Annotated in this window: 19 protein-coding genes; 9 read left to right on the top strand and 10 right to left on the bottom strand. The window is 63.2% G+C overall.

Going from position 1 to position 22,302, the window contains the following annotated elements:
* Positions 1-119: 119 nt before the first annotated feature.
* The 5 genes from ACIPW4_RS24680 to ACIPW4_RS24660 form a co-directional block, all read right to left on the bottom strand.
* Entirely contained in the window at positions 120-1,460 is a 1,341-nt protein-coding gene (locus ACIPW4_RS24680) for a sensor histidine kinase (protein WP_400662577.1), read from the bottom strand.
* 60 nt (positions 1,461-1,520) lie between these two features.
* Complete coding sequence (locus ACIPW4_RS24675; protein WP_400662574.1) at positions 1,521-1,937, bottom strand: Spy/CpxP family protein refolding chaperone; 417 nt, start codon at positions 1,935-1,937, stop codon at positions 1,521-1,523.
* Between the two features lie 165 nt (positions 1,938-2,102).
* Positions 2,103-2,780: a response regulator transcription factor gene (locus ACIPW4_RS24670; RefSeq protein ID WP_060508400.1), complete on the bottom strand. Its 678-nt coding sequence runs from the start codon at positions 2,778-2,780 to the stop codon at positions 2,103-2,105.
* A 79-nt stretch (positions 2,781-2,859) separates the two neighbouring features.
* On the bottom strand, positions 2,860-3,159 hold the full coding sequence (locus tag ACIPW4_RS24665) for a YciI family protein (protein ID WP_008091826.1): 300 nt from the start codon (positions 3,157-3,159) through the stop codon (positions 2,860-2,862).
* Between the two features lies 1 nt (position 3,160).
* Positions 3,161-3,754, bottom strand: coding sequence for a septation protein A (locus ACIPW4_RS24660; RefSeq protein ID WP_400662569.1), 594 nt, complete (start codon positions 3,752-3,754; stop codon positions 3,161-3,163).
* Between the two features lie 67 nt (positions 3,755-3,821).
* Here ACIPW4_RS24660 and ACIPW4_RS24655 point away from each other — a divergent pair, with 67 nt between their 5' ends.
* The 6 genes from ACIPW4_RS24655 (at position 3,822) to ACIPW4_RS24630 (ending at position 10,445) form a co-directional block, all read left to right on the top strand.
* Positions 3,822-4,682 (top strand): PHP domain-containing protein, encoded by an 861-nt coding sequence (locus ACIPW4_RS24655; protein ID WP_400662566.1) that lies wholly within the window; start codon positions 3,822-3,824, stop codon positions 4,680-4,682.
* A gap of 13 nt (positions 4,683-4,695) precedes the next feature.
* Positions 4,696-5,325 carry an L-threonylcarbamoyladenylate synthase gene (locus tag ACIPW4_RS24650; protein ID WP_400662563.1) on the top strand — a complete coding sequence of 210 codons (630 nt, stop codon included), beginning with the start codon at positions 4,696-4,698 and terminating at the stop codon, positions 5,323-5,325.
* Positions 5,326-5,450: 125 nt separating this feature from the next.
* Entirely contained in the window at positions 5,451-6,176 is a 726-nt protein-coding gene (locus ACIPW4_RS24645; RefSeq protein ID WP_400662579.1) for a segregation and condensation protein A, read from the top strand.
* Positions 6,163-6,933 carry an SMC-Scp complex subunit ScpB gene (scpB, locus tag ACIPW4_RS24640; RefSeq protein WP_400662560.1) on the top strand — a complete coding sequence of 257 codons (771 nt, stop codon included), beginning with the start codon at positions 6,163-6,165 and terminating at the stop codon, positions 6,931-6,933. The genes ACIPW4_RS24645 and scpB overlap by 14 nt, the downstream gene beginning before the upstream one ends.
* Before the next feature lie 257 nt (positions 6,934-7,190).
* The gene (rluB, locus tag ACIPW4_RS24635; protein ID WP_400662557.1) at positions 7,191-8,297 is read left to right on the top strand and encodes a 23S rRNA pseudouridine(2605) synthase RluB; all 1,107 of its coding nucleotides are present in this window, start codon (positions 7,191-7,193) and stop codon (positions 8,295-8,297) included.
* Between the two features lie 729 nt (positions 8,298-9,026).
* Positions 9,027-10,445 carry an amino acid permease gene (locus tag ACIPW4_RS24630; RefSeq protein ID WP_400662554.1) on the top strand — a complete coding sequence of 473 codons (1,419 nt, stop codon included), beginning with the start codon at positions 9,027-9,029 and terminating at the stop codon, positions 10,443-10,445.
* A 166-nt stretch (positions 10,446-10,611) separates the two neighbouring features.
* Here ACIPW4_RS24630 and ACIPW4_RS24625 read toward each other — a convergent pair whose 3' ends face one another.
* A complete protein-coding gene (locus ACIPW4_RS24625; protein WP_400662551.1) occupies positions 10,612-11,496 on the bottom strand; it encodes a LysR substrate-binding domain-containing protein in 885 nt (294 codons plus the stop codon).
* A gap of 152 nt (positions 11,497-11,648) precedes the next feature.
* Between ACIPW4_RS24625 and ACIPW4_RS24620 the strand changes: the two genes are divergently transcribed.
* Positions 11,649-14,669, top strand: coding sequence for an FAD-binding and (Fe-S)-binding domain-containing protein (locus ACIPW4_RS24620; RefSeq protein ID WP_400662548.1), 3,021 nt, complete (start codon positions 11,649-11,651; stop codon positions 14,667-14,669).
* 140 nt (positions 14,670-14,809) lie between these two features.
* Here ACIPW4_RS24620 and ACIPW4_RS24615 read toward each other — a convergent pair whose 3' ends face one another.
* From ACIPW4_RS24615 to phhA, 3 genes are all read right to left on the bottom strand, one after another.
* Entirely contained in the window at positions 14,810-15,997 is a 1,188-nt protein-coding gene (locus ACIPW4_RS24615; RefSeq protein WP_400662545.1) for an MFS transporter, read from the bottom strand.
* A 416-nt stretch (positions 15,998-16,413) separates the two neighbouring features.
* Positions 16,414-16,770: a 4a-hydroxytetrahydrobiopterin dehydratase gene (locus ACIPW4_RS24610; RefSeq protein WP_003254532.1), complete on the bottom strand. Its 357-nt coding sequence runs from the start codon at positions 16,768-16,770 to the stop codon at positions 16,414-16,416.
* A 39-nt stretch (positions 16,771-16,809) separates the two neighbouring features.
* Positions 16,810-17,598, bottom strand: a complete 789-nt coding sequence (gene phhA, locus ACIPW4_RS24605) for a phenylalanine 4-monooxygenase (protein WP_400662543.1) — start codon at positions 17,596-17,598, stop codon at positions 16,810-16,812.
* Positions 17,599-17,854: 256 nt separating this feature from the next.
* Between phhA and ACIPW4_RS24600 the strand changes: the two genes are divergently transcribed.
* Entirely contained in the window at positions 17,855-19,414 is a 1,560-nt protein-coding gene (locus tag ACIPW4_RS24600) for a sigma-54-dependent transcriptional regulator (protein WP_400662540.1), read from the top strand.
* Between the two features lie 151 nt (positions 19,415-19,565).
* On the opposite strand, the gene ACIPW4_RS24595 is transcribed toward ACIPW4_RS24600, so the two are convergent.
* A complete protein-coding gene (locus ACIPW4_RS24595) occupies positions 19,566-19,820 on the bottom strand; it encodes a DUF2790 domain-containing protein (protein ID WP_027921085.1) in 255 nt (84 codons plus the stop codon).
* 420 nt (positions 19,821-20,240) lie between these two features.
* On the opposite strand from ACIPW4_RS24595, the gene acs reads away from it, so the two are divergent.
* Positions 20,241-22,202: an acetate--CoA ligase gene (gene acs, locus ACIPW4_RS24590; RefSeq protein ID WP_400662537.1), complete on the top strand. Its 1,962-nt coding sequence runs from the start codon at positions 20,241-20,243 to the stop codon at positions 22,200-22,202.
* Positions 22,203-22,302: the final 100 nt, after the last annotated feature.

Below are 22,302 nucleotides of genomic sequence, written 5' to 3'. Positions count from 1 at the left end.
TCTCCCACGGTCTGTACTGCTGCGAACAGTCAGAAGCGAGCTATGTCCCTCCTCCTCCCTTCAAGTCCTACCATACAAGCGGGCTTGCCCGCGAAAGGGCCGGTGACCCCATTATCACTTCAACTGCCGTTCACAACCGTCAGTGGCAACTCCAACCGAGCCACGAACCCACCCTGCGGATGATTCGCCAGCACCAGGCTGCCGCCATGGCGCTCGGCCGCCTTGCGCGCAATTGCCAGGCCCAGCCCATGTCCCGCTGCCTCCTGCCCCGGCGCACGGAAGAACGGCTCGCCCAGCTGCGCCAGGTGCTCCGGCGCCGCTCCTGACCCATGATCACGCACACAGACCACGATCCTGTCCTGCTCACGCTGCGCACTGATCTCGATCGGTTGCCCCTGTGGGTTGAAGCGCAGGGCATTGCGTACCAGGTTGTCCACGGCGCGTTCGATCAGCGTCGGCCAGCCTTGCAGCGTCAACCCAGGTTGCGCCTCCAGTCTCACTTCCTGCTCCGGTGCGCTGAGCTGAGCGTCCTTGCGCACGCTGCCAAGCAGCGTGTTGAGATCGACTGGCTCGGCATGGGCCTGCTCGGCATCGACCCTGGCCAACGTGAGGATTTCACTGATCAGGTCTTCCAGGCGGTCGCATTCGCGGGTCAGGCGGGGCCACAGGGCCTGGCGCTGTTCGGTTTCGGCGCGCTCGGCCAGGGCCAGGGCTATGCGCAGGCGGGCCAGCGGTGAGCGCAGCTCGTGGGACACGTCGCGCAGCAGCTGGCGCTGGCTGCCGATCAGGCTCTGCAGGCGTGCGCCCATCTTGTTGAAGTCCTTGGCCAGCACACCGAACTCGTCACGCCGGGCGGCCAGGCGGGCCAGGCTGTTCTGCTGGTAGGTGGCCTGGCCAAGGTCATGCACGGCGCCGCGCAGGCGGCTGAGTGGGCGGGTGATCGACAGGGTCACCAGCAGACTGAACAGGGTCAGCACCACCAGCGCGATGCCCAGGGCACTCAACGGCCACAGCAGGCTCTCGCGGTGCCAGGCGTCCAGTTCCGGGTGCGGGATGCGGTAGATCAGCAGGTAGGTCTCGCCGCTGTCGGGGCTGGTGTATTCCTCGGTCAGGCGGCGCCAGGGCAGGCGGCGTTCGTCATTGTGCTGGCGCGCCTCGAACGCAGCGGCACGGCGCGGGAAGGTGCCGGGCACCACGGCTTCGCCGCTGTCGTCGAGTACCTGCACATCGATCTTGAAGCGCTGCTTGCGGCGCTCCAGGAATGCCTGGGCTGATTCCAGTCCCTCCTGCTCATAGTGTTTGGCCCAATGGCTGGCCAGGGTGTTAAGGCCCGGGTGGCGGCTGAGGATCCAGGCATCCTGGTTGAGCATGTGGCCCAACAGGATCGACAGGCCCGCGACCAGGGTGATAGCCAGCCAGAAGCTGGCCAGGATGCGCCAGAACAGAGAACGCAAGAGCACCTCCTGAAAACGGGAAAAGCCCGGCCCGCTTGAGGGCGGGCCGGGCATCGGGGTGACAGCTTACTGGGCCTTGCCTGCTTTTTCAGCTTTCCAGGCCTGGAACTCCTTCCATTCAGCCTTGCGGGCTTCGCGTTCCTTTTGCAATTCGTCGAATTTCTTCTGCTGGTCAGGCTTGAGCAGCGCGCGTACCTGGCTGTCGGTCTTGTCGTGGCTGGCTTTGAGCTCGTCCTTCATGGCTTTCTGGTCGGCTGCAGGCAGCTTGTTCAGGTAGCGCTCGGTGATCGCGTGGCGGTTCTTCATCTGGTCGCCCATCAGTTTGCCAATCTGCTGGCGCTGGTCGCGGCTCAGGTCCAGTTGGGCGAATGGCGCATCACCGCGATGATGCGGGCCGTCGTGACGCGGGCCGCCTTCAGGCATGGCCATGGCCACGGTTGGCAGGGCGGCGGCGAACATCAGGGCGATTAGGGTCTTGCGCATGGTGTCTCTCCTGTCATGGGCCGGTGTTTACCGGATGAGCTCAGTCTAGGGAGAACAAGGTCAAGCGCAGTCAGCGCAGCGTAAAGGCAGGGTAAAGATGATCGATGGGTTGTAAGGCCGGCCTGTGGGAGCGGCCTCGTGTCGCGAAAGGCCGCTCCCACAAGGTCAAAGGCTGTAGTAGTAGCCGCGACTACGCAGTGCCACGATCCGCGGCCGCCCATCGGGGTGCGGGCCGACTTTCTTGCGCAGGTTGCTGACGTGCATATCCAGGCTGCGGTCATACAGGGTCAGCTTGCGCCCCAGGGCAATCTGCGCCAGTTCCTGCTTGTCCAGCGGCTCGCCCGGTTGGCGCAGCAGTGCTTCGAGGATGCGGCTTTCGGAGAGGGTCAGGCTCATGTCGCGGCCATCGATGCTGACCACGCCGCGCACCGGGCTGAACGCCAGGTCACCGATCTCCAGCTGGGTGGTGGTGGCGGTGGGGTGGCTGCGGCGCAGCACGGCGCGCAGCCGGGCGGTGAGCTCACGGGGGTCGCAGGGCTTGGCCAGGTAATCGTCGGCGCCCAGTTCCAGGCCAAGGATGCGGTCCAGTGGCTCGCCACGGGCCGACAGCATCAGCACCGGCAGCTCGGCATGTTCGCTGCGCAGCTGCTTGAGCAGCTCCAGGCCGCTGCCATCGGGCAGCATCACATCCAGCACCACGGCTGCAGGGGCATGCTCGGCCAACGCCTGTCGCGCGCTCTGGCCATCGTGGCAGGCGCGTACCGCAAACCCTTCCTGGGTCAGCCAGCTGCCGAGCAGCTCGCAGAGTTCCTGGTCATCATCAATCAGTAACAGCTCGCTCATGACTCACTCAATTCAAATCGACGGCGTCTGACGCGCTCGCCAGTGGCAAAGATACCGCAGACGCTGCCAATTTAATCGATCAGGGCAAGACTTGCTTGAATGGCTTGACGATGACCTTGTCGTACACGCCTGCGGCAATGTAAGGGTCGGCGTCGGCCCAGGCCTGGGCGGCGGCCAGCGAATCGAATTCGGCGACGATCAGGCTGCCGCTGAAGCCGGCCTCGCCCGGGTCGTTGCTGTCGATGGCCGGGTGTGGGCCGGCCAGTACCACGCGGCCTTCGGCCTTGAGCTGCTGCAGGCGTTCGATGTGTGCCGGGCGCGCGGCCAGGCGTTTTTCCAGGGAATTCGCGACGTCGCTGGCGATGATGGCGTAGAGCATGTCAATCCTTGGGTTTGGAGGTGGAAGGGTCATCGTGCAGGTGGCGCGACAGGTACACGCCCTGCGCCACCAGGAAAATCACGGTCATGCCGAGGCTGCCGAACACTTTGAAGTCGACCCAGAAGTCCTGGAAGGTGAAAGCGACGAACAGGTTGGCGGCGCCACAGAACACGAAGAAGGCGACCCAGGCCACGTTCAGGCGGGCCCAGATGGCATCGGGCAAGGCCAGCGCGTGGCCCATGATGCGCTTGATCAGCACCCGGTCGCCGATGAAGTGGCTGCCGGCGAAGGCCAGGGCGAACAGCCAGTTGACCACTGGCGCCTTCCACTTGAGGAAGGTTTCGCTATGGAAGGTCAGGGTCAGGCCGCCGAACACCAGGCAGGCGACCAAGGTGAGCCACTGGCCCTTCTCCAGCTTGCGCTGGCGCAGGAACAGCGCACCGTACACCACCAGCGAGCTGATGATGAGCATGGCCGTGGCGCTGTAGATGCCGCCGAACTCGAAATTGTGGCCGGCGACTTCCATGGGGCGTGGGTCGAGCTTGTAGACGATGAAGAACAGCAGCAGCGGGATGAAATCGATGAATTGTTTCACAATGGCAGCCAGAATCGGGATGTGACGGCATAATAACAAACATCGAATCCAGCGAAAGCGCTCCTCCATGAATGTTGATCTGCACTGTCACAGCACGGCCTCCGACGGCGCCCTGTCGCCCACGGACCTGGTCGCCCGGGCCCACGAGCACGGGGTGCAAACGCTGGCACTGACCGACCACGACACCCTCGAGGGCCTGCCCGAGGCGCGCCAGGCCTGCCAGGCGCGCGACATGCACTGGGTCAGCGGGGTAGAGCTGTCGTGCACCTGGGGTGGGGCGACCATTCATGTGCTGGGCTACGATTTCCCGCTCGATGCGCCGCCCTTGCTGCAGGCCATCGAGGCCCTGCACCGTGGCCGCTGGTTGCGTGCCGAAGAAATCGACAAACGGTTGGCGGCCAAGGGCATGCCGGGTGCCCTTGACGGCGCACGGGCCGTGCAGCAGGCGCTGGGGGACAGCGGCAACGCCCCGGCGCGGCCGCATTTTGCCGAATTCATGGTGCGTGCGGGGCATGTCAAGGACCGTGGCGAGGCCTTCCGCAAGTGGCTGGGGGCCGGCAAGCTGGGCGACGTCAAACAGCACTGGCCAACGCTCGAGGAAACTGTCGCCACCCTGCGCCAGTCCAACGCCTGGGTGAGCCTGGCGCATCCCATGCACTACGATCTGACCCGCAGCAAGCGCAGGCGGCTGATTGCCGACTATATTCAGGCAGGCGGGCAGGCACTTGAAGTGGTCAACGGGATGATGCCGGCCGAGCAGGTGGGCACGATGTCCATCCTTACCCGAGAGTTTGGCCTGCTGGCAAGCGCTGGCAGCGATTTCCACGGCCCCGGCACCTGGGGCGAGATCGGTGCCTACCGGCCATTGCCCGAGGACTTGCCACCTCTGTGGCGTCGATTCAGCCATGAACAGCCTATGGCGCTATGAACAGGATGACTTCGTGAGCCAATTTTTCCAGATTCATCCGGAGAACCCGCAGCCGCGCCTGATTCGCCAGGCGGTGGAGATCATCCGCAAGGGTGGCGTGGTGGTCTACCCGACCGATTCGGCCTATGCCCTGGGCTGCCAGATCGGCGACAAGGCGGCGATCGAACGGGTGCGGCGCCTGCGCGGTCTGGACAAGACCCACAACTTTACCCTGATGTGCTGCGACATGTCGCAGCTGGGGCTGTACGCCAAGGTCGATACCGGCACTTTCCGCCTGCTCAAGGCCCATGTGCCGGGGCCGTACACCTTCATACTCAACGGTACGCGCGAAGTGCCACGCCTGCTGCTGCATGAAAAGCGCCGCACCATCGGCCTGCGCGTGCCGGATCACGCCATCACTTTGGCGCTTTTGGCCGAACTGGGCGAGCCGTTGATGAGCGTGAGCCTGATCCTGCCGGGCGACAGCGAGCCGATGACCGACCCCTACGAAATCCGCGAGCGCCTGGAACACCACGTCGACCTGATCATCGATGGCGGCTTCGGCGACCTCAAGGCCTCGACCATCATCGACCTGTCCGGCAGCGAGCCTGAACTGATCCGCGAAGGCTGCGGCGACCCCACGCCGTTCATGGTCAACGCGTGAGCCAGGTGGAAGCACCCGACGCACCGGCGGCACAGGCAGCATCTCCCCAGCAGTTGCAGTTGGCACTGGTCTATGGCGAAGCGCTGACCGAAATGCCCCTGGACCTGTACATCCCGCCGGACGCGCTGGAAGTCATCCTCGAAGCCTTCGAGGGCCCGCTGGACCTGCTGCTGTACCTGATCCGCAAGCAGAACATCGACATTCTCGACATCCCGGTGGCGGAGATCACCCGTCAGTACATGGGCTACGTCGAACTGATGAAGAGCGTGCGCCTGGAGCTGGCTGCCGAGTACCTGGTGATGGCTGCCATGCTTGCCGAGATCAAGTCGCGCATGCTGCTGCCGCGCTCGACCGAGGTCGAGGAAGAAGAGGGCGACCCTCGCGCCGAGCTGATCCGCCGCCTGCAGGAGTACGAGCGCTTCAAGGCCGCCGCCGAAGGGCTCGACGTACTGCCGCGGGTTGGCCGCGAGGTCGTCGTGCCGCGCCTGGAGGCACCCCAAGCCAAGGTGCGCAAGCTGTTGCCGCAGGTCAGCCTGGAAGAGCTGCTGATGTCCATGGCCGAGGTCATGCGCCGCAACGACCTGTTCGAAAGCCACCAGATCACCCGCGAGACGTTGTCCACCCGCGAGCGCATGAGCGACGTGCTGGAGCGCCTCAAGGGTGGCGCGTTCGTGCCGTTCGTCGAGCTGTTCACGCTCGATGAGGGCAAGCTCGGTGTGGTGGTGACCTTCATGGCGATCCTCGAGCTTGTGAAAGAATCGCTGGTCGAACTGGTGCAGAATGAGCCCTTCGCGCCGATCCATGTGCGGCTGCGCCCCGAGTCTGTCGAAGAACCTGATGAATCTGAATGAACCGCGCGACCTGGCGTCGCTGATCGAAGCCTTCCTGCTCGCCTCGGGCAAGCCGCAGTCCCTCGAACGCCTCTACGAGCTGTTCGAAGAAGCCGAGCGTCCTGAGCCGAAGGTATTCAGGAAGGCCCTGGAAGTGCTCGGCAAGTCCTGCGCCGGGCGGGCGTTCGAGCTCAAGGAAGTGGCCAGCGGTTTTCGCCTGCAGATTCGCGAAGACTACGCGCCCTGGGTTGGCCGGCTATGGGAGGAGCGCCCGCAGCGGTATTCCCGGGCCCTGCTCGAAACCATGGCATTGATCGCCTACCGCCAACCCATCACCCGCGGCGAGATCGAGGATGTACGGGGCGTGGCGGTCAACAGCAACATCATCAAGACGCTGATGGAGCGCGAGTGGATTCGCGTGGTCGGCCACCGCGAGGTGCCCGGCCGCCCGGCGATGTTCGCCACCACCAAGGCGTTTCTTGATCACTTCAACCTCAAGAGCCTGGACGAGCTGCCAGCGCTGGCCGAACTGCGCGAAATGGAGCCGGAGCCGTTGCTCGACCCGGATGACGCCCCGGTGCCGGCGCACATACAGGCCTTGGCCGATGCCAGCCTGGGCGAAGAGGAAGCTGTCGGCGAGCCGAAGGAAGAGACCAGCTTCCGCAGCCTGTTGGTGGAGCTGGACCAGATGGAAGAAGGCCTGAAGACCGATTTCGATGACCTTCGCGAAGAAGAGCCTGAGGCCTCGGTGGAGGAAGAGGGCAAGTCCGAGCGCTGACACTTCTGTTGCCTGTACCGGCCTCTTCGCGGGCAAGCCCGCTCCCACAGGGAACGCGCGATTTCTGTAGGAGCGGGCTTGCCCGCGAAGAGGCCGGTACAGGCAGCATCAGGCCCGCTGGGCAGAAATTACTTTCCCACCTCACAAAACCCTCTACCCTGCAGTGCGTTCCCCCAGCGAACCGCGTATGATGCGCGGCCTTTTGGCGCGTTCGTCGCCAGAACCCTGTTTTCATTCCTACACCGGGAGGTGCCCAGATGAGTGAGCAAGACCTGCAAAGTACCGAAATCACCCCGCCAGCCGGCGAAAAGCTGCAGAAAGTACTGGCGCGTATTGGCGTCGGTTCGCGCCGTGACGTCGAAGCCTGGATCAGCCAGGGCCGCATCAAGGTCAACGGCGTCGAGGCCACCCTCGGCCTGCGCGTCGACCTGCACGACGCCATCACCGTCGACGGCAAGCTGATCAAGCGCGAAGAGGCCGCCGAGGCCACGCGCCGGGTGATCATGTACAACAAGCCCGATGGCGAGATCTGCACCCGTGACGACCCGGAAGGCCGTCCGACCGTGTTCGATCGCCTGCCGCGGCCGAAGGAAGGCCGCTGGATCAATATCGGCCGCCTGGACATCAACACCACCGGCCTGCTGCTGTTCACCACCGACGGTGAACTGGCCAACCGCCTGATGCACCCGTCCTACGAGATGGACCGCGAATACGCCGTGCGTGTACGCGGTGAAGTCGACGACGAGATGATCGATCGCCTGAAGGCGGGCGTGATGCTCGAAGACGGCCCTGCCAAGTTCACCGACATCCAGAAGGCGCCGGGCGGCGAAGGCTTCAACCACTGGTACCACTGCGTGGTGATGGAAGGCCGCAACCGTGAAGTACGCCGCCTGTGGGAATCCCAAGGTATGGTGGTGAGCCGCCTGAAGCGCGTGCGCTTCGGCCCGGTGTTCCTCAATTCCGACCTGCCGATGGGCCGCTGGCGTGAAATGACCCAGGGTGAAATCGACATCCTGGCCGCTGAAGTGGGCCTGCAGCCGGTGGCGCTGCCGACCCTGAACCTCAAGGCCAAGGACAAGATGGAGCGCCTGCAGCGCAAGTCGAGCCGGCCGATGGGCCGCAACGAGCGCGTGCGCAGCCTGCGCCCGGCCCATGAAGGCGGCGCTGCTGCCGCCGAGCGCCCGGCGCGTCAGCCACGCGATACTTCGGGTGAGCGCCCAGCACGCCAGTCCCGCGACGAAGCGCCGCGCAAGGGCAACCGTGGCAGCACCGTGGCCGAGCGCCCGAGCGAGATGCGCAAGCGCCCGGGCAAGCCTGATGGTGACAAACCGGCTGGTCGTGGTCGCGGCAAGCCGCGCGGTTGATTGGCCTGTGCAGCAATGAGAACCAGCCTTCGGGCTGGTTTTTTTATGGCTGCGAGAATCTGGGGCTGCTGCGCAGCCCTTTCGCGACACAAGGCCGCTCCTACAGGTGACCGCATGCTTTCTGTAGGAGCGGCCTTGTGTCGCGAAAGGGCCGCAAAGCGGCCCCAAGATATTGAAGAAAAAGAAATTTTCGGACGACTGGCAAGTTCTCGAACCACGATGTAAAGAAGTTTATACACAGCAGCTTGAATTCAGCCTGCAATTCAGATTTTTCCCGCAAGTGTAAACAGAACTTGCCACGCCGCCCGCCGCAAAGCCCCTGCCTCCATCCCACCCAGTCTTGCCCAAACCCCCGTACCACGGTGTTATAGCGCTCATTGCCGTGTGCAAAAGCCCGACCGCAGAGACGGGCCAACAGAACAACAAATGGAGGCGCCATGTACGCCGATCACTCCGCCTTTCCAGGCGCCTACCACAGGATCGCTGCGTTTTTTCCCGAGGAAACGATGCAACGCGTTGACGCCTGCGCGTTTGCAGGGGTATACAGTGCGCCGCGTTTTACCTGTGACCCTCTTGCGTACCGCGCACTCTTGCCAACATCTGGCTGATCCGCCCCGGCGGTATCCGTTGGCAGGAAACCCAAGGTAACCACCTTGCCCATTCCGCTGCGCCACGAGCGCGGTGGGTCCGATTCCGTCACAGATAAAAACAATGCAGGTGACTTCGTTCATGAGTGGACAAAACATGCATTCAGGCGAGCTCAAGCGGGGCCTGAAGAACCGCCATATCCAGTTGATCGCCCTCGGCGGCGCGATTGGTACCGGCCTGTTCCTTGGCTCGGCAGGCGTGATGAAATCCGCCGGCCCGTCGATGATCCTCGGCTATGCCATCTGCGGCTTCATCGCCTTCATGATCATGCGCCAGCTCGGCGAGATGATCGTCGAAGAGCCGGTGGCCGGTTCGTTCAGCCACTTTGCGCACACCTACTGGGGTGGCTTTGCCGGCTTCCTGTCGGGCTGGAACTGCTGGGTGCTGTACATCCTGGTGGGCATGTCGGAACTGTCGGCGGTGGGCAAGTACGTGCATTACTGGTGGCCGGAGATCCCGACCTGGGTCACGGCGGCAGCGTTCTTCGTACTGATCAACGCCATCAACCTGATGAACGTGAAGTTCTTCGGCGAGGCCGAGTTCTGGTTCGCCATCATCAAAGTAGTAGCTATCGTCAGCATGATCGGCCTGGGCGCCTACCTGCTGACCAGCGGCAACGGCGGCCCTGATGCTTCGGTGAGCAACCTGTGGAGCCATGGCGGCTTCTTCCCGCATGGTGTCAGCGGCCTGGTCATGGCCCTGGCGTTCATCATGTTCTCGTTCGGTGGCCTGGAAATGCTCGGTTTCACCGCTGCCGAGGCCGACAAGCCGAAGACCGTGATTCCGAAGGCGATCAACCAGGTCATCTACCGCATCCTGATCTTCTATGTCGGTGCCCTGGTCGTGCTGCTGTCGCTGACCCCGTGGGACAACCTGGTCGCCAGCATCGACGCGTCCGGCGGCAGCTACGGCAGCAGCCCGTTCGTTCAGGTGTTCTCGCTGCTGGGCAGCGACGTGGCGGCCAACCTGCTGAATTTCGTGGTCCTGACCGCGGCGCTGTCGGTGTACAACAGCGGCACCTACTGCAACGCGCGCATGCTGCTGGGCATGGCCGAGCAGGGTGACGCCCCGGCCTCGCTGGCCAAGGTGGACAAGCGTGGCGTGCCGGTGCGCTCGATCCTGGTGTCGGCGGCAGTGACCCTGATCGCGGTGCTGCTCAACTACCTGATGCCGCAGAATGCGCTGGAGCTGCTGATGTCGCTGGTGGTTGCGACCCTGGTAATCAACTGGGCGATGATCAGCTACTCGCACCTCAAGTTCCGTCAGCACCTCGACCGCACCGGCCAGACGCCGCTGTTCAAGGCCCTGTGGTACCCGTATGGCAACTACCTGGTGCTGGCCTTCGTGGTGCTGATCCTGGGCATCATGCTGATGATTCCGGGCATCCAGGTGTCGGTGTACGCGATCCCGGTATGGCTGGCGGCGATGTTGGTGGCCTACCTGCTCAAGGGCAAGCGCCGGCCGCAGGCCAATGGCGCTGCTGGTACATTGGCCAAGTAAACCTGGCTGCTTGAAGAAACCCGATGTCAGGTGACTGGCATCGGGTTTTTTGCTGCCTGTTCCGGCCTCTTCGCGGGCTCGCCCGCTCCCACAGGGACTCCACAAGCCTCAGGACTGTGGTGATCCTGTGGGAGCGGGCGTGCCCGCGAAGAGCCCGGCACAGGTTTCAGATCTGTTCCAGCAACCAGCTACGAAACGCCCTCAAGGAAGGCAAGGCCTCATTGCGCGGCGGATAGATCAGGTAATAACTGCGCTGGCTGGCAAATGCCGCCCCCGGGCTGAACAGCTCACCCTTGGCCAATTCTTCCTCCACCAGAATCCTCGGCACCAGGCCGATGCCGATCCCGGCCCGCACCGCCTGAATCAAGTGCGAGGTCAGTTCGAAGCTCGGCCCCAGGCGCATCGACCGGTGCGGCAGGTTGTGGTGCGAAAACCACTCACCCCAGGCATGGGGGTTGTTGGCCACGTTCAGCAATACCTCCTCACTGATCCGCGCCGGGTCCCAGCCTTGGGCATCGCCACCGGCCTCTGGCGGCAGGATCACCACCAGCTCTTCGGCATGCAGCCGGTGACAGATCAGGCCCGGCAGGTCGTGGCTGGCCACGCCGATGGCGGCGTCGATCTCGCTGGTGTCGAAGTTGATCGCTTCGATACGTGAATGAATATGCACCAGCATGCCCGGGTGGGCGCCGTAGAACGCATGCAGACGCGGCAGCAGCCACTTCGAACCAAACGTGGGCAGGGTGGCCAGACGCAGGGTGCCGACCCCGGACTGGTAGGCCAGCGCCTGCAAGGTGGCGCTGCGGATACGCCCCAGTGCTTCGCTCAGCTCGCGCTGGTACAGCCGGCCAACGTCGGTCAGCTGCACCTGGCGGCCCTCGCGGCGGAACAGGGTCAGGCCCAGTTGCTGTTCCAGCGCCTGTACCTGGCGGCTGACCGCGCTCTGGGTCAGCGACAGTTCGGCGGCGGCGCGAGTGTAGCTTTCATGCCGGGCGGCGGCCTCGAATGCCAGGAGCAGCGACATGGACGGTGTCAGGTGGCGGTAATTCATTCATAAAAGTCATCGATAGCGGCAGGATTATCCGTTTGCCCCTGAGGCGAAACTACAGGAACATTGGCCTACACGTCATCCCTGCATGAAGCGATGCATGCCGGAGCGACAGGATTTCCGTGAATTAGCCCATATCAAGAGGCCATCCTTCGATGATCGCCCAGCTGTCGACCCTTGCGCCAGGCGCCAACTACCCCGAATTCCTCGAAGCCCTGCGCAACAGTGGCTTTCGTGGCCAGATCAGTGCCGACTACGGTACCCGTACCGTGCTGGCCACCGACAACTCGATCTACCAGCGCCTGCCCCAGGCGGCGGTGTTCCCGTTGGATGCCGACGACGTGGCACGCGTTGCCACGCTGATGGGCGAGCCGCGTTTCAAGGCGGTCAAGCTGACCCCACGCGGTGGCGGTACCGGCACCAATGGCCAGTCGCTGACCGACGGCATTGTCGTGGACCTTTCTCGGCACATGAACAAGATCCTCGAAATCAACGTCGAGGAGCGCTGGGTGTGGGTCCAGGCCGGTACCGTCAAGGACCAGCTCAACGCCGCGCTCAAGCCGCACGGGCTGTTCTTCGCCCCTGAGCTGTCCACCTCCAACCGCGCCACCGTCGGCGGTATGATCAACACCGACGCCAGCGGCCAGGGCAGCTGCACCTACGGCAAGACTCGCGACCACGTGCTCGAACTGCACAGCGTGCTGCTCGGCGGCGAGCGTCTGCATAGCCTGCCGATCGACGATGCCACCTTGGAGCAGGCCTGCGCCGCCCCTGGCCGGGCCGGCGAGGTATACCGCATGGCCCGGGAGATCCAGGAAACCCAGGCCGAACTGATCGAAAGCACATTCCCCAAGCTCAACCGCTGCCTCACCGGTTACGACCTGGCGCACCTGCGCGACGAACAGGGCCGCTTCAACCTCAACAGCGTGCTGTGCGGTGCCGAGGGCTCGCTGGGCTACGTGGTCGAAGCCAAGCTCAATGTGCTGCCGATCCCCAAGTACGCCGTGCTGGTCAACGTGCGCTACACCAGCTTCATGGACGCCCTGCGTGACGCCAACGCACTGATGGCGCTCAAGCCGCTGTCGATCGAGACGGTGGACTCCAAGGTGCTGATGCTGGCGATGAAGGACATCGTCTGGCACAGCGTTGCCGAATACTTCCCGGCCGACCCCGAGCGCCCGACCCTGGGCATCAACCTGGTGGAGTTCTGCGGCGACGAGCCCGCCGAGGTCAACGCTCGGGTGCAGGCCTTTGTCGAGCACTTGCAGGCCGACACCAGTGTCGAGCGCCTGGGGCACACCCTGGCCGAAGGCGCCGAGGCCGTTACCCGGGTCTATGTCATGCGCAAGCGCTCGGTAGGCCTGCTCGGCAACGTCGAGGGCGAAGTGCGCCCGCAGCCGTTCGTCGAAGACACTGCCGTGCCGCCCGAGCAACTGGCCGACTATATCGCCGACTTCCGCGCGCTGCTCGACGGCTACGGACTGGCCTACGGCATGTTCGGTCACGTCGACGCCGGCGTGCTGCACGTGCGCCCGGCACTGGATATGAAAGACCCGGCCCAGGCGGCGCTGGTCAAGCCGATTTCCGATGCGGTGGCGGCGCTGACCAAAAGCTACGGCGGCCTGCTGTGGGGCGAGCACGGCAAGGGCCTGCGTTCGGAATACGTGCCGGAGTACTTCGGTGAACTGTACCCGGCGCTGCAGCGCCTGAAGGGCGCGTTCGACCCGCACAACCAGCTGAACCCGGGCAAGATCTGCACGCCGCCGGACAGCGTCGAAGGCTTGACCCCGGTGGATGGCGTGACCCTGCGTGGCGACCTCGACCGCACCATCGACGAGCGTGTCTGGCAGGATTTCCCTAGTGCCGTGCACTGCAACGGCAACGGTGCCTGCTATAACTACGACCCCAACGACGCCATGTGCCCGTCGTGGAAGGCCACCCGCGAACGCCAGCATTCGCCCAAGGGCCGTGCGTCGCTGATGCGCGAATGGCTGCGCCTGCAGGGCGAGGCCAACATCGATGTACTGGCAGCCGCACGCAACAAGGTGTCGTGGCTCAAGGGCCTGCCGGCGCGGCTGCGCAACAACCGTGCACGCAACCAGGGACAGGAAGACTTTTCCCATGAGGTGTACGACGCCATGGCCGGCTGCCTGGCGTGCAAGTCGTGCGCCGGGCAGTGCCCGATCAAGGTCAACGTGCCGGACTTCCGTTCGCGCTTCCTTGAGCTGTACCACGGCCGCTACCAGCGCCCGCTGCGTGACTACCTGATCGGCTCGCTGGAGTTCACCATCCCGTACCTGGCCCATGCGCCGGGGCTGTACAACGCGGTGATGGGCTCCAAATGGGTCGGCAAGCTGCTGGCGGACAAGGTCGGGATGGTCGATAGCCCGCTGATCAGTCGCTTCAACTTCCAGTCGACCCTGACCCGCTGCCGCGTCGGCGTGGCCAGTGTGCCGGCCCTGCGTGAGCTGACCCCGGCCCAGCGCGAGCGCAGCATCGTGCTGGTTCAGGATGCCTTCACCCGCTACTTCGAAACGCCATTGCTGGCCGCGTTCATCGAACTGGCCCATCGCCTGGGTCATCGGGTGTTCCTGGCGCCCTACAGCGCCAACGGCAAGCCGCTGCATGTGCAGGGCTTCCTCGGCGCCTTCGCCAAGGCGGCGATCCGCAACGCCACCCAGCTCAAGGCCCTGGCAGACTGCGGCGTGCCGCTGGTAGGTCTGGACCCGGCCATGACCTTGGTCTACCGCCAGGAATACCAGAAGGTGCCGGGCCTGGAAGGCTGCCCGAACGTGCTGTTGCCGCAGGAATGGCTGATGGATGTGCTGCCGGAGCAGGCGCCTGCCGGGCCGGGCAACTTCCGTCTGATGGCGCACTGCACCGAGAAGACCAACGTGCCTGCAAGCACCCGGCAGTGGGAGCAGGTGTTCGCGCGGCTGGGGCTGAAGCTGGTTACCGAGGCGACGGGCTGCTGTGGCATGTCCGGCACCTACGGGCACGAGGCGCGTAACCAGGAGACTTCGCGGACCATCTTCGAGCAGTCGTGGGCGACCAAGCTGGACAAGGAAGGCGAGGCATTGGCGACTGGCTACTCGTGCCGCAGCCAGGTCAAGCGCATGACCGAGCGGCAGATGCGCCACCCGCTGGAAGTGGTGTTGCAGTACGCCCAGCGCTGACCTTCAGGGCACTGGGGGCTGCTTTGCAGCCCTTTCGCGACGCAAGGCCGCTGCCACAGGATTGCGTTACATGCCGTAGCGACGCGGTTTCTGTGGGAGCGGCCTTGCGTCGCGAAAGGGGCGCAAAGCGCCCCCAGCTTTCAACAGTCTCGGCTCAGTCGAGCCTGGCGATACAGATACAGGCTCAACACCAGCCCACAGCAAGCCGCCGCCGCCGCAAACAGAAACATCGAAGCAAACCCGAACCCCGATGCCACCGCACCCACCAGCGGCCCGGTAATCCCCAGCGACAGATCGATGAACAGCGAGTACGCCCCCACCGCCGCCCCGCGGTTGGCCGCTGACACTTGGTTCACCGCCTCCACGCCCAGTGCCGGGAACACCAGCGAGAAACCGAACCCGCTCAACGCAGCCCCCGCCAACGCCAGCTCGGCATTCGGTGCCAGCCAGAGCATCAGCAGCCCCAGTGTTTCCACCGACAGGCAGACGATTGCCACCCTGAACCCGCCGATTCGGTTGATCAGGTTGCCGAACAACAGCCGCGCGCAGATGAAGCTGGCGCCGAACAGGCTCAAGGTCAGCGCCGCATCGGCCCAGCCGCGGCTCGCGTAGTAAAGGGTGATGAAGGTGGCGATGGTGCCGAAACCGATCGAACCCAAGGCCAGCCCTGAGCCATGCGGGAATACCTTGCCCAGCACCTGCATGAATGGCAGGCGCTTGCCGCTGACCACAGGCGCTGCGCGTTTCGGCCAGGCCAACAGCAGGCCGAGGCCGCACAGCAGGAGGATGCTTGCCCCCATGCTCCACAACCCCAGGCTCTTGACCATCAGCACGCCCAATGGCGCACCGATGGCCAGCGCGCCATAGCTGGCGATGCCGTTCCAGGAAATGACCTTGGCCGTGTGCTCGGCACCGACCCGGCCGATGCCCCAGCCGATCGAGCCGGAACCCACCAGGCTTTCCGCGCTGCCCAGCACCAGGCGGCCGACCAGCAAGCACGCCAGGCTGACCCAGGGCAGTTCGGTGAGGAAGGCGCAGGCGAGCATGAATACGCCGCTCAGGCCGCAACCGGCGAGGCCGATCATGACCGCTTTCTTGCTGCCGTGGTTATCGATGATGCGGCTGGCAGTAGGGCGGCTGAGCAGGGTGGCGAGGTACTGCACGCTGATTACCAGGCCCGCGATCACGGCGCTGAAGCCGAGGTCGTTATGCACGTAGCCGGGCAATACGGCGAGGGGAATACCGATGTTCAGGTAGCCGATGAAGGTGAACAGGACGATGGAAACGACTTGCAGGGTGACCGCAAGAGGGCGCGGTGAGTCAGGCATGGGGGTCTTCGTGGCAGAGGTTCATGACGGTGTGAAAACGTGATGACGGCGGTGGCCCGCAGGTCAGCCGTTTTCACACAGTCGCAGGGGTGCGCGGTTTATTCCTGGTCAGCGCTGGATTGATCGTCACCATCCTGGTCGACGGCAGGCGTCGGTTCGGCGTGGACGGTAACGGTTGGCTCTTCTGGGTTCAGGCTTGGGAAGGGAAGATTCGGGATTTCATGCATCTCGTCGTTCCTCGCAAGTGTGAGTGAAAAGTCTGCGCCAGGCGCGTTCGGAGCTTCGTTAAGCTGGGGCAGGATACACAAGTCTGGATGACAGTTTGTAACTTTTCCCGGTCGCTTGTCGGTTTTGCGGGCGGATACCGGACAATCGCCGGTAAAAAAACAGGGCCTTTATGGCCCTGTGCGTGGTGTTTACTTACGGCCTTCGGCGGTTTCGGCCACCTTGTCGGTGCGCGCGCACATGATGAAGTCGTTGCGGTGCAGGCCCTTGATCGAGTGGCTCCACCAGGTCACGGTAACCTTGCCCCATTCGGTCAGCAGGCCGGGGTGATGGCCTTCGGCCTCGGCGATCTCGCCCACGGCATTGGTGAAGGCCAGGGCATGCTTGAAGTTCTTGAACAGGAACACGCGCTCCAGTTCCATGTGGCCGTCGCGCACTTCGATGTTCCAGTCCGGGATCTCGCGGATCAGTTCCGCCAGTTCCTCGTCGGTGACCTTGGGTGCGTCAGCGCGGCACGCTTCGCAGTGGGCTTGGTTCAAGGCATTCATGGGTGTGTCTTCCGCTTCGAGTTGTTATCGGCAAGGTGCTCAGGCGGCGACCTTGGGTGGAAATTTCGGTGCATGCAGCCCCAGCTGCATGGCTTGCCGGACCATGGCCATGATGTCTTCATGAGCCAGGTCGAACAGCCGCTTCATGTTCGGCAGTACGAAATACAACGGCTGCAGGATGTCGATACGGTACGGCGTGCGCATGCACTCGATCGGGTCGAAGGACTGGTGCTCAGGTTCGTCAGAAAGACTGTAGACGGTCTCTTTTGGCGAAGAGAGAATGCCGCCGCCATAAATCTTGCGACCCTGCGCGGTTTCCATCAGGCCGAATTCGATGGTCATCCAGTACAGGCGCGCCAGGTACACGCGTTGTTCCTTGCTCGCGGCCAGGCCGAGCTTGCCGTAGGTGTGGGTGAACTCGGCGAAGAACGGGTTGGTCAGCAGCGGGCAGTGCCCGAAGATTTCGTGGAAAATGTCCGGCTCCTGCAGGTAGTCCAGTTCTTCCGGCGTGCGGATGAAGGTGGCGACCGGGAAGCGTTTGCTGGCCAGCAGCTCGAAAAAGGTCTGGAAGGGGATCAGCGCCGGCACGCGGGCAACCTGCCAGCCGGTGGTGGCGCCCAGCACCTTGTTGACTTCGCCCAGTTGCGGAATGCGCTCATGGGGCAGCTTGAGCTGGTCGATGCCGTCCAGGTATTCCTGGCATGCGCGGCCTTCGATCACTTTCAGCTGGCGGGTGATCAGGGTGTTCCATACCGCATGCTCTTGCTGCGAGTAATCGATAAAACCGTGCGCATCGGGCTCGCGTGCCACGTATTGCGTCTGTTTCATGTGGCTCTCCTGGGTGAGGGCTTTCTTGTTATGTCCACGACATGAATCAGGAATATCCCTTCACCCGATGATTTGCACGGGGGGTGGCCTGGCCTGCAGGTGCTCTTTGCTCCCTCTGTCGTAACGATAAGTTTACAAAATGCCTCATGTGCCGGAAAATCCGGGTCATCAAGCTGCCCTTTACCGTATTTTTGTCAGCTTATCTTTACGACTTTTCTGTGCGAGGTTGAAAAACTTCGCCGCTTCGAGAGCATCCATGCGTATCAAAGTGCACTGCCAGAACCGCATAGGCATCCTTCGCGACATCCTCAACCTGTTGGTGGAGTACGGCATCAACGTACTGCGGGGCGAGGTGGGGGGAGATCATGGCAACGCCATCTACCTGCACTGCCCGAACCTGATCAACTTGCAGTTCCAGGCGTTGCGGCCCAAGTTCGAATCGATCGCCGGCGTATTCGGGGTCAAGCGCGTCGGCCTGATGCCCAGCGAGCGCCGCCACATGGAGCTCAATGCATTGCTTGGCGCGCTGGATTTCCCGGTGTTGTCGATCGACATGGGCGGCAGCATCGTCGCCGCCAACCGCACGGCGGCGCAGTTGCTAGGGGTGAGGGTGGACGAGGTGCCGGGCATGCCGCTGGCACGCTATGTCGAGGATTTCGACCTGCCGGAGCTGGTACGTGCCAATAAGTCGCGCATCAACGGCCTGCGCATCAAGGTCAAGGGCGACGTTTTCCTGGCCGATATCGCCCCGCTGCAGTCCGAGCATGATGACAGCGAGGCTCTGGCGGGTGCCGTGCTGACCCTGCACCGCGCCGACCGCATCGGTGAACGAATCTATAACGTGCGCAAGCAGGAGTTGCGCGGTTTCGACAGTATTTTCCAGAGTTCGCGGGTGATGGCCGCAGTGGTGCGCGAGGCGCGACGCATGGCGCCGCTGGACGCGCCATTGCTGATCGAAGGCGAGACTGGCACCGGCAAGGAGCTGCTGGCCCGCGCCTGCCACCTGGCCAGCCCGCGCGGCCAGTCGCCATTGATGGCGCTCAACTGTGCCGGCCTGCCAGAGTCGATGGCTGAAACCGAATTGTTCGGCTATGGCCCCGGAGCTTTCGAGGGGGCGCGTGCCGAGGGCAAGCTGGGGCTGCTGGAGTTGACCGCCGGCGGTACCTTGTTCCTGGATGGGGTGGGGGAGATGAGCCCGCGCCTGCAGGTCAAGCTGCTGCGTTTCCTGCAGGATGGCTGCTTCCGCCGTGTCGGCAGCGACGAAGAGGTGTACCTGGATGTGCGGGTAATCTGCGCCACCCAGGTTGACCTGTCCGAGCTGTGCGCCCGTGGCGAGTTCCGCCAGGATCTTTATCACCGGCTCAATGTGCTGTCGTTGCACATTCCACCGCTGCGCGAGTGCATGGACGGCCTGGAGGGCCTGGTGCAGCATTTCCTCGATCAAGCCAGCCGGCAGATCGGTTGCGCCATGCCGCGCCTGGCACCCGCTGCCATGGACAAGCTCAGCCAGTACCATTGGCCGGGTAATGTACGGCAGCTGGAAAACGTACTGTTCCAGGCGGTTTCGTTATGCGAAGGCGGGGTGGTAAAGGGCGAGCACATCCGCCTGCCGGATTATGGCGTGCGCCAACCCTTGGGCGAGTTTTCGCTGGACGGGGATCTTTCGCAGATTGTCGGACGCTTTGAAAAGGCGGTGCTGGAAAGTCTGATGAGTGAGTTTCCAAGTAGCCGGGCTTTAGGGAAGAGATTGGGAGTTTCACACACCACGATTGCCAACAAGTTGCGGGATTATTCATTGGGCAAGTCAGCAGATTAAAACCGATCGTTAATAGCCTGTTAATCTTGTGCAATATTCTTCGCGGGCTTGCCCGCTCCCACAGGTACTGTGCAGCATTCCAAAACTGTGCAGCACCTGTGGGAGCGGGCGAGCCCGCGAAGGGCCCCGTTGGGGCCCCCAATCTCAAGGCTTAGCCGTTGGAGCAGCCGTTCCCCATCACGCGGTATTCGAGAATGTGCTTCTGGCCCTTGGAGTCCTCGTAGGTCATGCGGGCGGGCACGACTTCGCAGACATTGGGCACTTCGCTCATGGAGATGACGCGGGCAATGTCCAGGTGCTGCGAGTAACTGTACTGTTCAACCGGAATCTGCTCGACATTGTTTGCTTCGCCGGCCATCGCCGCGCCGCAAAGACTGCCAAGTACCAATACCAGTAAAGCTTTCATTTTCATTTTACCTGTCTAAGGTCGTGAGGGGGCACGCGGCACTTGTGGCGCCGCGAGTACTGCCAAAGTTCAACTATCAGTATTAGAGGGGGATTAACCGATTGCCTTCGTGGGGGCTGTTTCCAGTAGTTAATCGCCTTGCCGTTGCTGGCGAGGTGAATCTTATGCCTGAGCAACTAACGGAAACAGATGGCGTTTTGATAAAGTTTTTTTGCCTTTTTCCATATTCTGTAACAATCCCCTGTCAGGACTTGTCGCATTTTCCCCTGGGTGGGCCAGTGGCTGCGGGCTAGAGCCTTGCGCACCGTTCACGGGAAGATTTTTCGGCCGCGCTACTACCATCGTCGTATGGTTTTTCCCGCTCTGTTACAGTTACAAACGATTCCATACAAAAACAACTATTACACCGAGGTAACACAGATGAGTGCGGCTCCACTGTATCCCGTTCGTCCCGAGGTTGCGGCCACTACCCTGACCGACGAGGCCACCTACAAGGCCATGTACCAGCAATCGGTGATCAACCCGGACGGCTTCTGGCGCGAGCAGGCCCAGCGTCTGGACTGGATCAAGCCCTTCACCAAGGTCAAGCAGACTTCGTTCGACGACCACCATGTCGATATCAAGTGGTTTGCCGACGGCACTCTGAACGTTTCCTCCAACTGCCTGGACCGCCACCTCGAAGAGCGCGGTGACCAACTGGCAATCATCTGGGAAGGCGACGACCCTTCCGAGCACCGCAACATCACCTACCGCGAACTGCACGAGCAGGTCTGCAAGTTCGCCAACGCCCTGCGTGGCCAGGACGTGCACCGTGGCGATGTGGTGACCATCTACATGCCGATGATCCCCGAGGCCGTGGTGGCCATGCTGGCGTGCGCCCGCATCGGTGCGATCCACTCGGTCGTGTTCGGTGGCTTCTCGCCGGAAGCCCTGGCCGGGCGCATCATCGACTGCAAGTCCAAGGTGGTGATCACGGCCGACGAAGGCCTGCGTGGCGGCCGCCGTACCCCGCTCAAGGCCAACGTCGATCTGGCGCTGACCAACCCGGAAACCAACAGCGTGCAGAAGATCATCGTGTGCAAGCGCACCGGTGGCGACATCGCATGGCACCAGCACCGCGACATCTGGTACGAAGACCTGATGAAGGTGGCCTCCAGCCACTGCGCGCCAAAAGAAATGGGCGCCGAGGAACCGCTGTTCATTCTTTATACCTCCGGCTCTACCGGCAAGCCGAAGGGTGTGCTGCACACCACCGGTGGTTACCTGGTGTATGCCGCACTGACCCACGAGCGCGTGTTCGACTACCGCCCGGGCGAGGTCTACTGGTGCACCGCCGATGTCGGCTGGGTCACCGGCCACAGCTACATCGTCTACGGCCCGCTGGCCAACGGCGCGACCACGCTGCTGTTCGAGGGCGTGCCGAACTACCCGGACATCACCCGCGTGTCGAAGATCGTCGACAAGCACAAGGTCAATATCCTCTACACCGCACCGACCGCCATCCGCGCCATGATGGCCGAAGGGCAGGCTGCCGTTGCCGGAGCCGACGGCTCCAGCCTGCGTCTGCTGGGCTCGGTCGGCGAGCCGATCAACCCGGAAGCCTGGAACTGGTACTACAAGACCGTGGGCAAGGAGCGTTGCCCGATCGTCGACACCTGGTGGCAGACCGAAACCGGCGGCATCCTGATCAGCCCGCTGCCAGGCGCCACCGGCCTGAAGCCGGGTTCGGCGACCCGCCCGTTCTTTGGCGTGGTGCCGGCGCTGGTGGACAACCTGGGCAACCTGATCGAAGGGGCTGCCGAAGGCAACCTGGTGATCCTCGATTCCTGGCCGGGCCAGTCGCGTTCGCTGTACGGCGACCACGACCGCTTCGTCGACACCTACTTCAAGACCTTCCGTGGCATGTACTTCACCGGCGACGGTGCCCGTCGTGACGAGGATGGCTACTACTGGATCACTGGCCGCGTGGACGACGTGCTCAACGTCTCTGGCCACCGCATGGGCACTGCCGAGATCGAGAGTGCCATGGTCGCCCACGCCAAGGTTGCCGAGGCGGCGGTGGTCGGCGTGCCGCACGACATCAAGGGGCAGGGCATCTATGTCTATGTCACCCTCAACGCCGGTATCGAGCCGAACGAACAACTGCGCCTGGAACTGAAGAACTGGGTGCGCAAGGAGATCGGCCCGATTGCCTCGCCGGATGTGATCCAGTGGGCGCCAGGGCTGCCGAAAACCCGTTCGGGCAAGATCATGCGGCGCATCCTGCGCAAGATCGCCACCGCCGAGTACGATGCCTTGGGTGATATCTCGACCTTGGCCGACCCGGGCGTGGTGCAACACCTGATCGATACTCACAAGGCGATGAGCCTGGCCTCGGCCTGACCTCAAGGTGGCTTGATCACCCACAACGAACCCCGCCCGGGCAACCGGCGGGGTTTTTGCTTTACTGTTACCCGACATTCATCGGTAACTCTTCTGTCAC

This window comes from Pseudomonas sp. NPDC089996 (assembly GCF_044748405.1).
Taxonomy (GTDB): domain Bacteria; phylum Pseudomonadota; class Gammaproteobacteria; order Pseudomonadales; family Pseudomonadaceae; genus Aquipseudomonas.
This window is presented reverse-complemented; position numbering and strand designations above follow the sequence as displayed.

Coding starts and splice junctions, on each gene's coding strand:
- ACIPW4_RS24595 (WP_027921085.1), bottom strand. CDS start 19,820: ATGAAAGCTTTACTGGTATTGGTACTTGGCAGTCTTTGCGGCGCGGCG.
- scpB (WP_400662560.1), top strand. CDS start 6,163: ATGAATCTGAATGAACCGCGCGACCTGGCGTCGCTGATCGAAGCCTTC.
- ACIPW4_RS24600 (WP_400662540.1), top strand. CDS start 17,855: ATGCGTATCAAAGTGCACTGCCAGAACCGCATAGGCATCCTTCGCGAC.
- ACIPW4_RS24675 (WP_400662574.1), bottom strand. CDS start 1,937: ATGCGCAAGACCCTAATCGCCCTGATGTTCGCCGCCGCCCTGCCAACC.
- acs (WP_400662537.1), top strand. CDS start 20,241: ATGAGTGCGGCTCCACTGTATCCCGTTCGTCCCGAGGTTGCGGCCACT.
- ACIPW4_RS24620 (WP_400662548.1), top strand. CDS start 11,649: ATGATCGCCCAGCTGTCGACCCTTGCGCCAGGCGCCAACTACCCCGAA.
- rluB (WP_400662557.1), top strand. CDS start 7,191: ATGAGTGAGCAAGACCTGCAAAGTACCGAAATCACCCCGCCAGCCGGC.
- phhA (WP_400662543.1), bottom strand. CDS start 17,598: ATGAAACAGACGCAATACGTGGCACGCGAGCCCGATGCGCACGGTTTT.
- ACIPW4_RS24630 (WP_400662554.1), top strand. CDS start 9,027: ATGAGTGGACAAAACATGCATTCAGGCGAGCTCAAGCGGGGCCTGAAG.
- ACIPW4_RS24625 (WP_400662551.1), bottom strand. CDS start 11,496: ATGAATTACCGCCACCTGACACCGTCCATGTCGCTGCTCCTGGCATTC.
- ACIPW4_RS24670 (WP_060508400.1), bottom strand. CDS start 2,780: ATGAGCGAGCTGTTACTGATTGATGATGACCAGGAACTCTGCGAGCTG.
- ACIPW4_RS24615 (WP_400662545.1), bottom strand. CDS start 15,997: ATGCCTGACTCACCGCGCCCTCTTGCGGTCACCCTGCAAGTCGTTTCC.
- ACIPW4_RS24610 (WP_003254532.1), bottom strand. CDS start 16,770: ATGAATGCCTTGAACCAAGCCCACTGCGAAGCGTGCCGCGCTGACGCA.
- ACIPW4_RS24665 (WP_008091826.1), bottom strand. CDS start 3,159: ATGCTCTACGCCATCATCGCCAGCGACGTCGCGAATTCCCTGGAAAAA.
- ACIPW4_RS24655 (WP_400662566.1), top strand. CDS start 3,822: ATGAATGTTGATCTGCACTGTCACAGCACGGCCTCCGACGGCGCCCTG.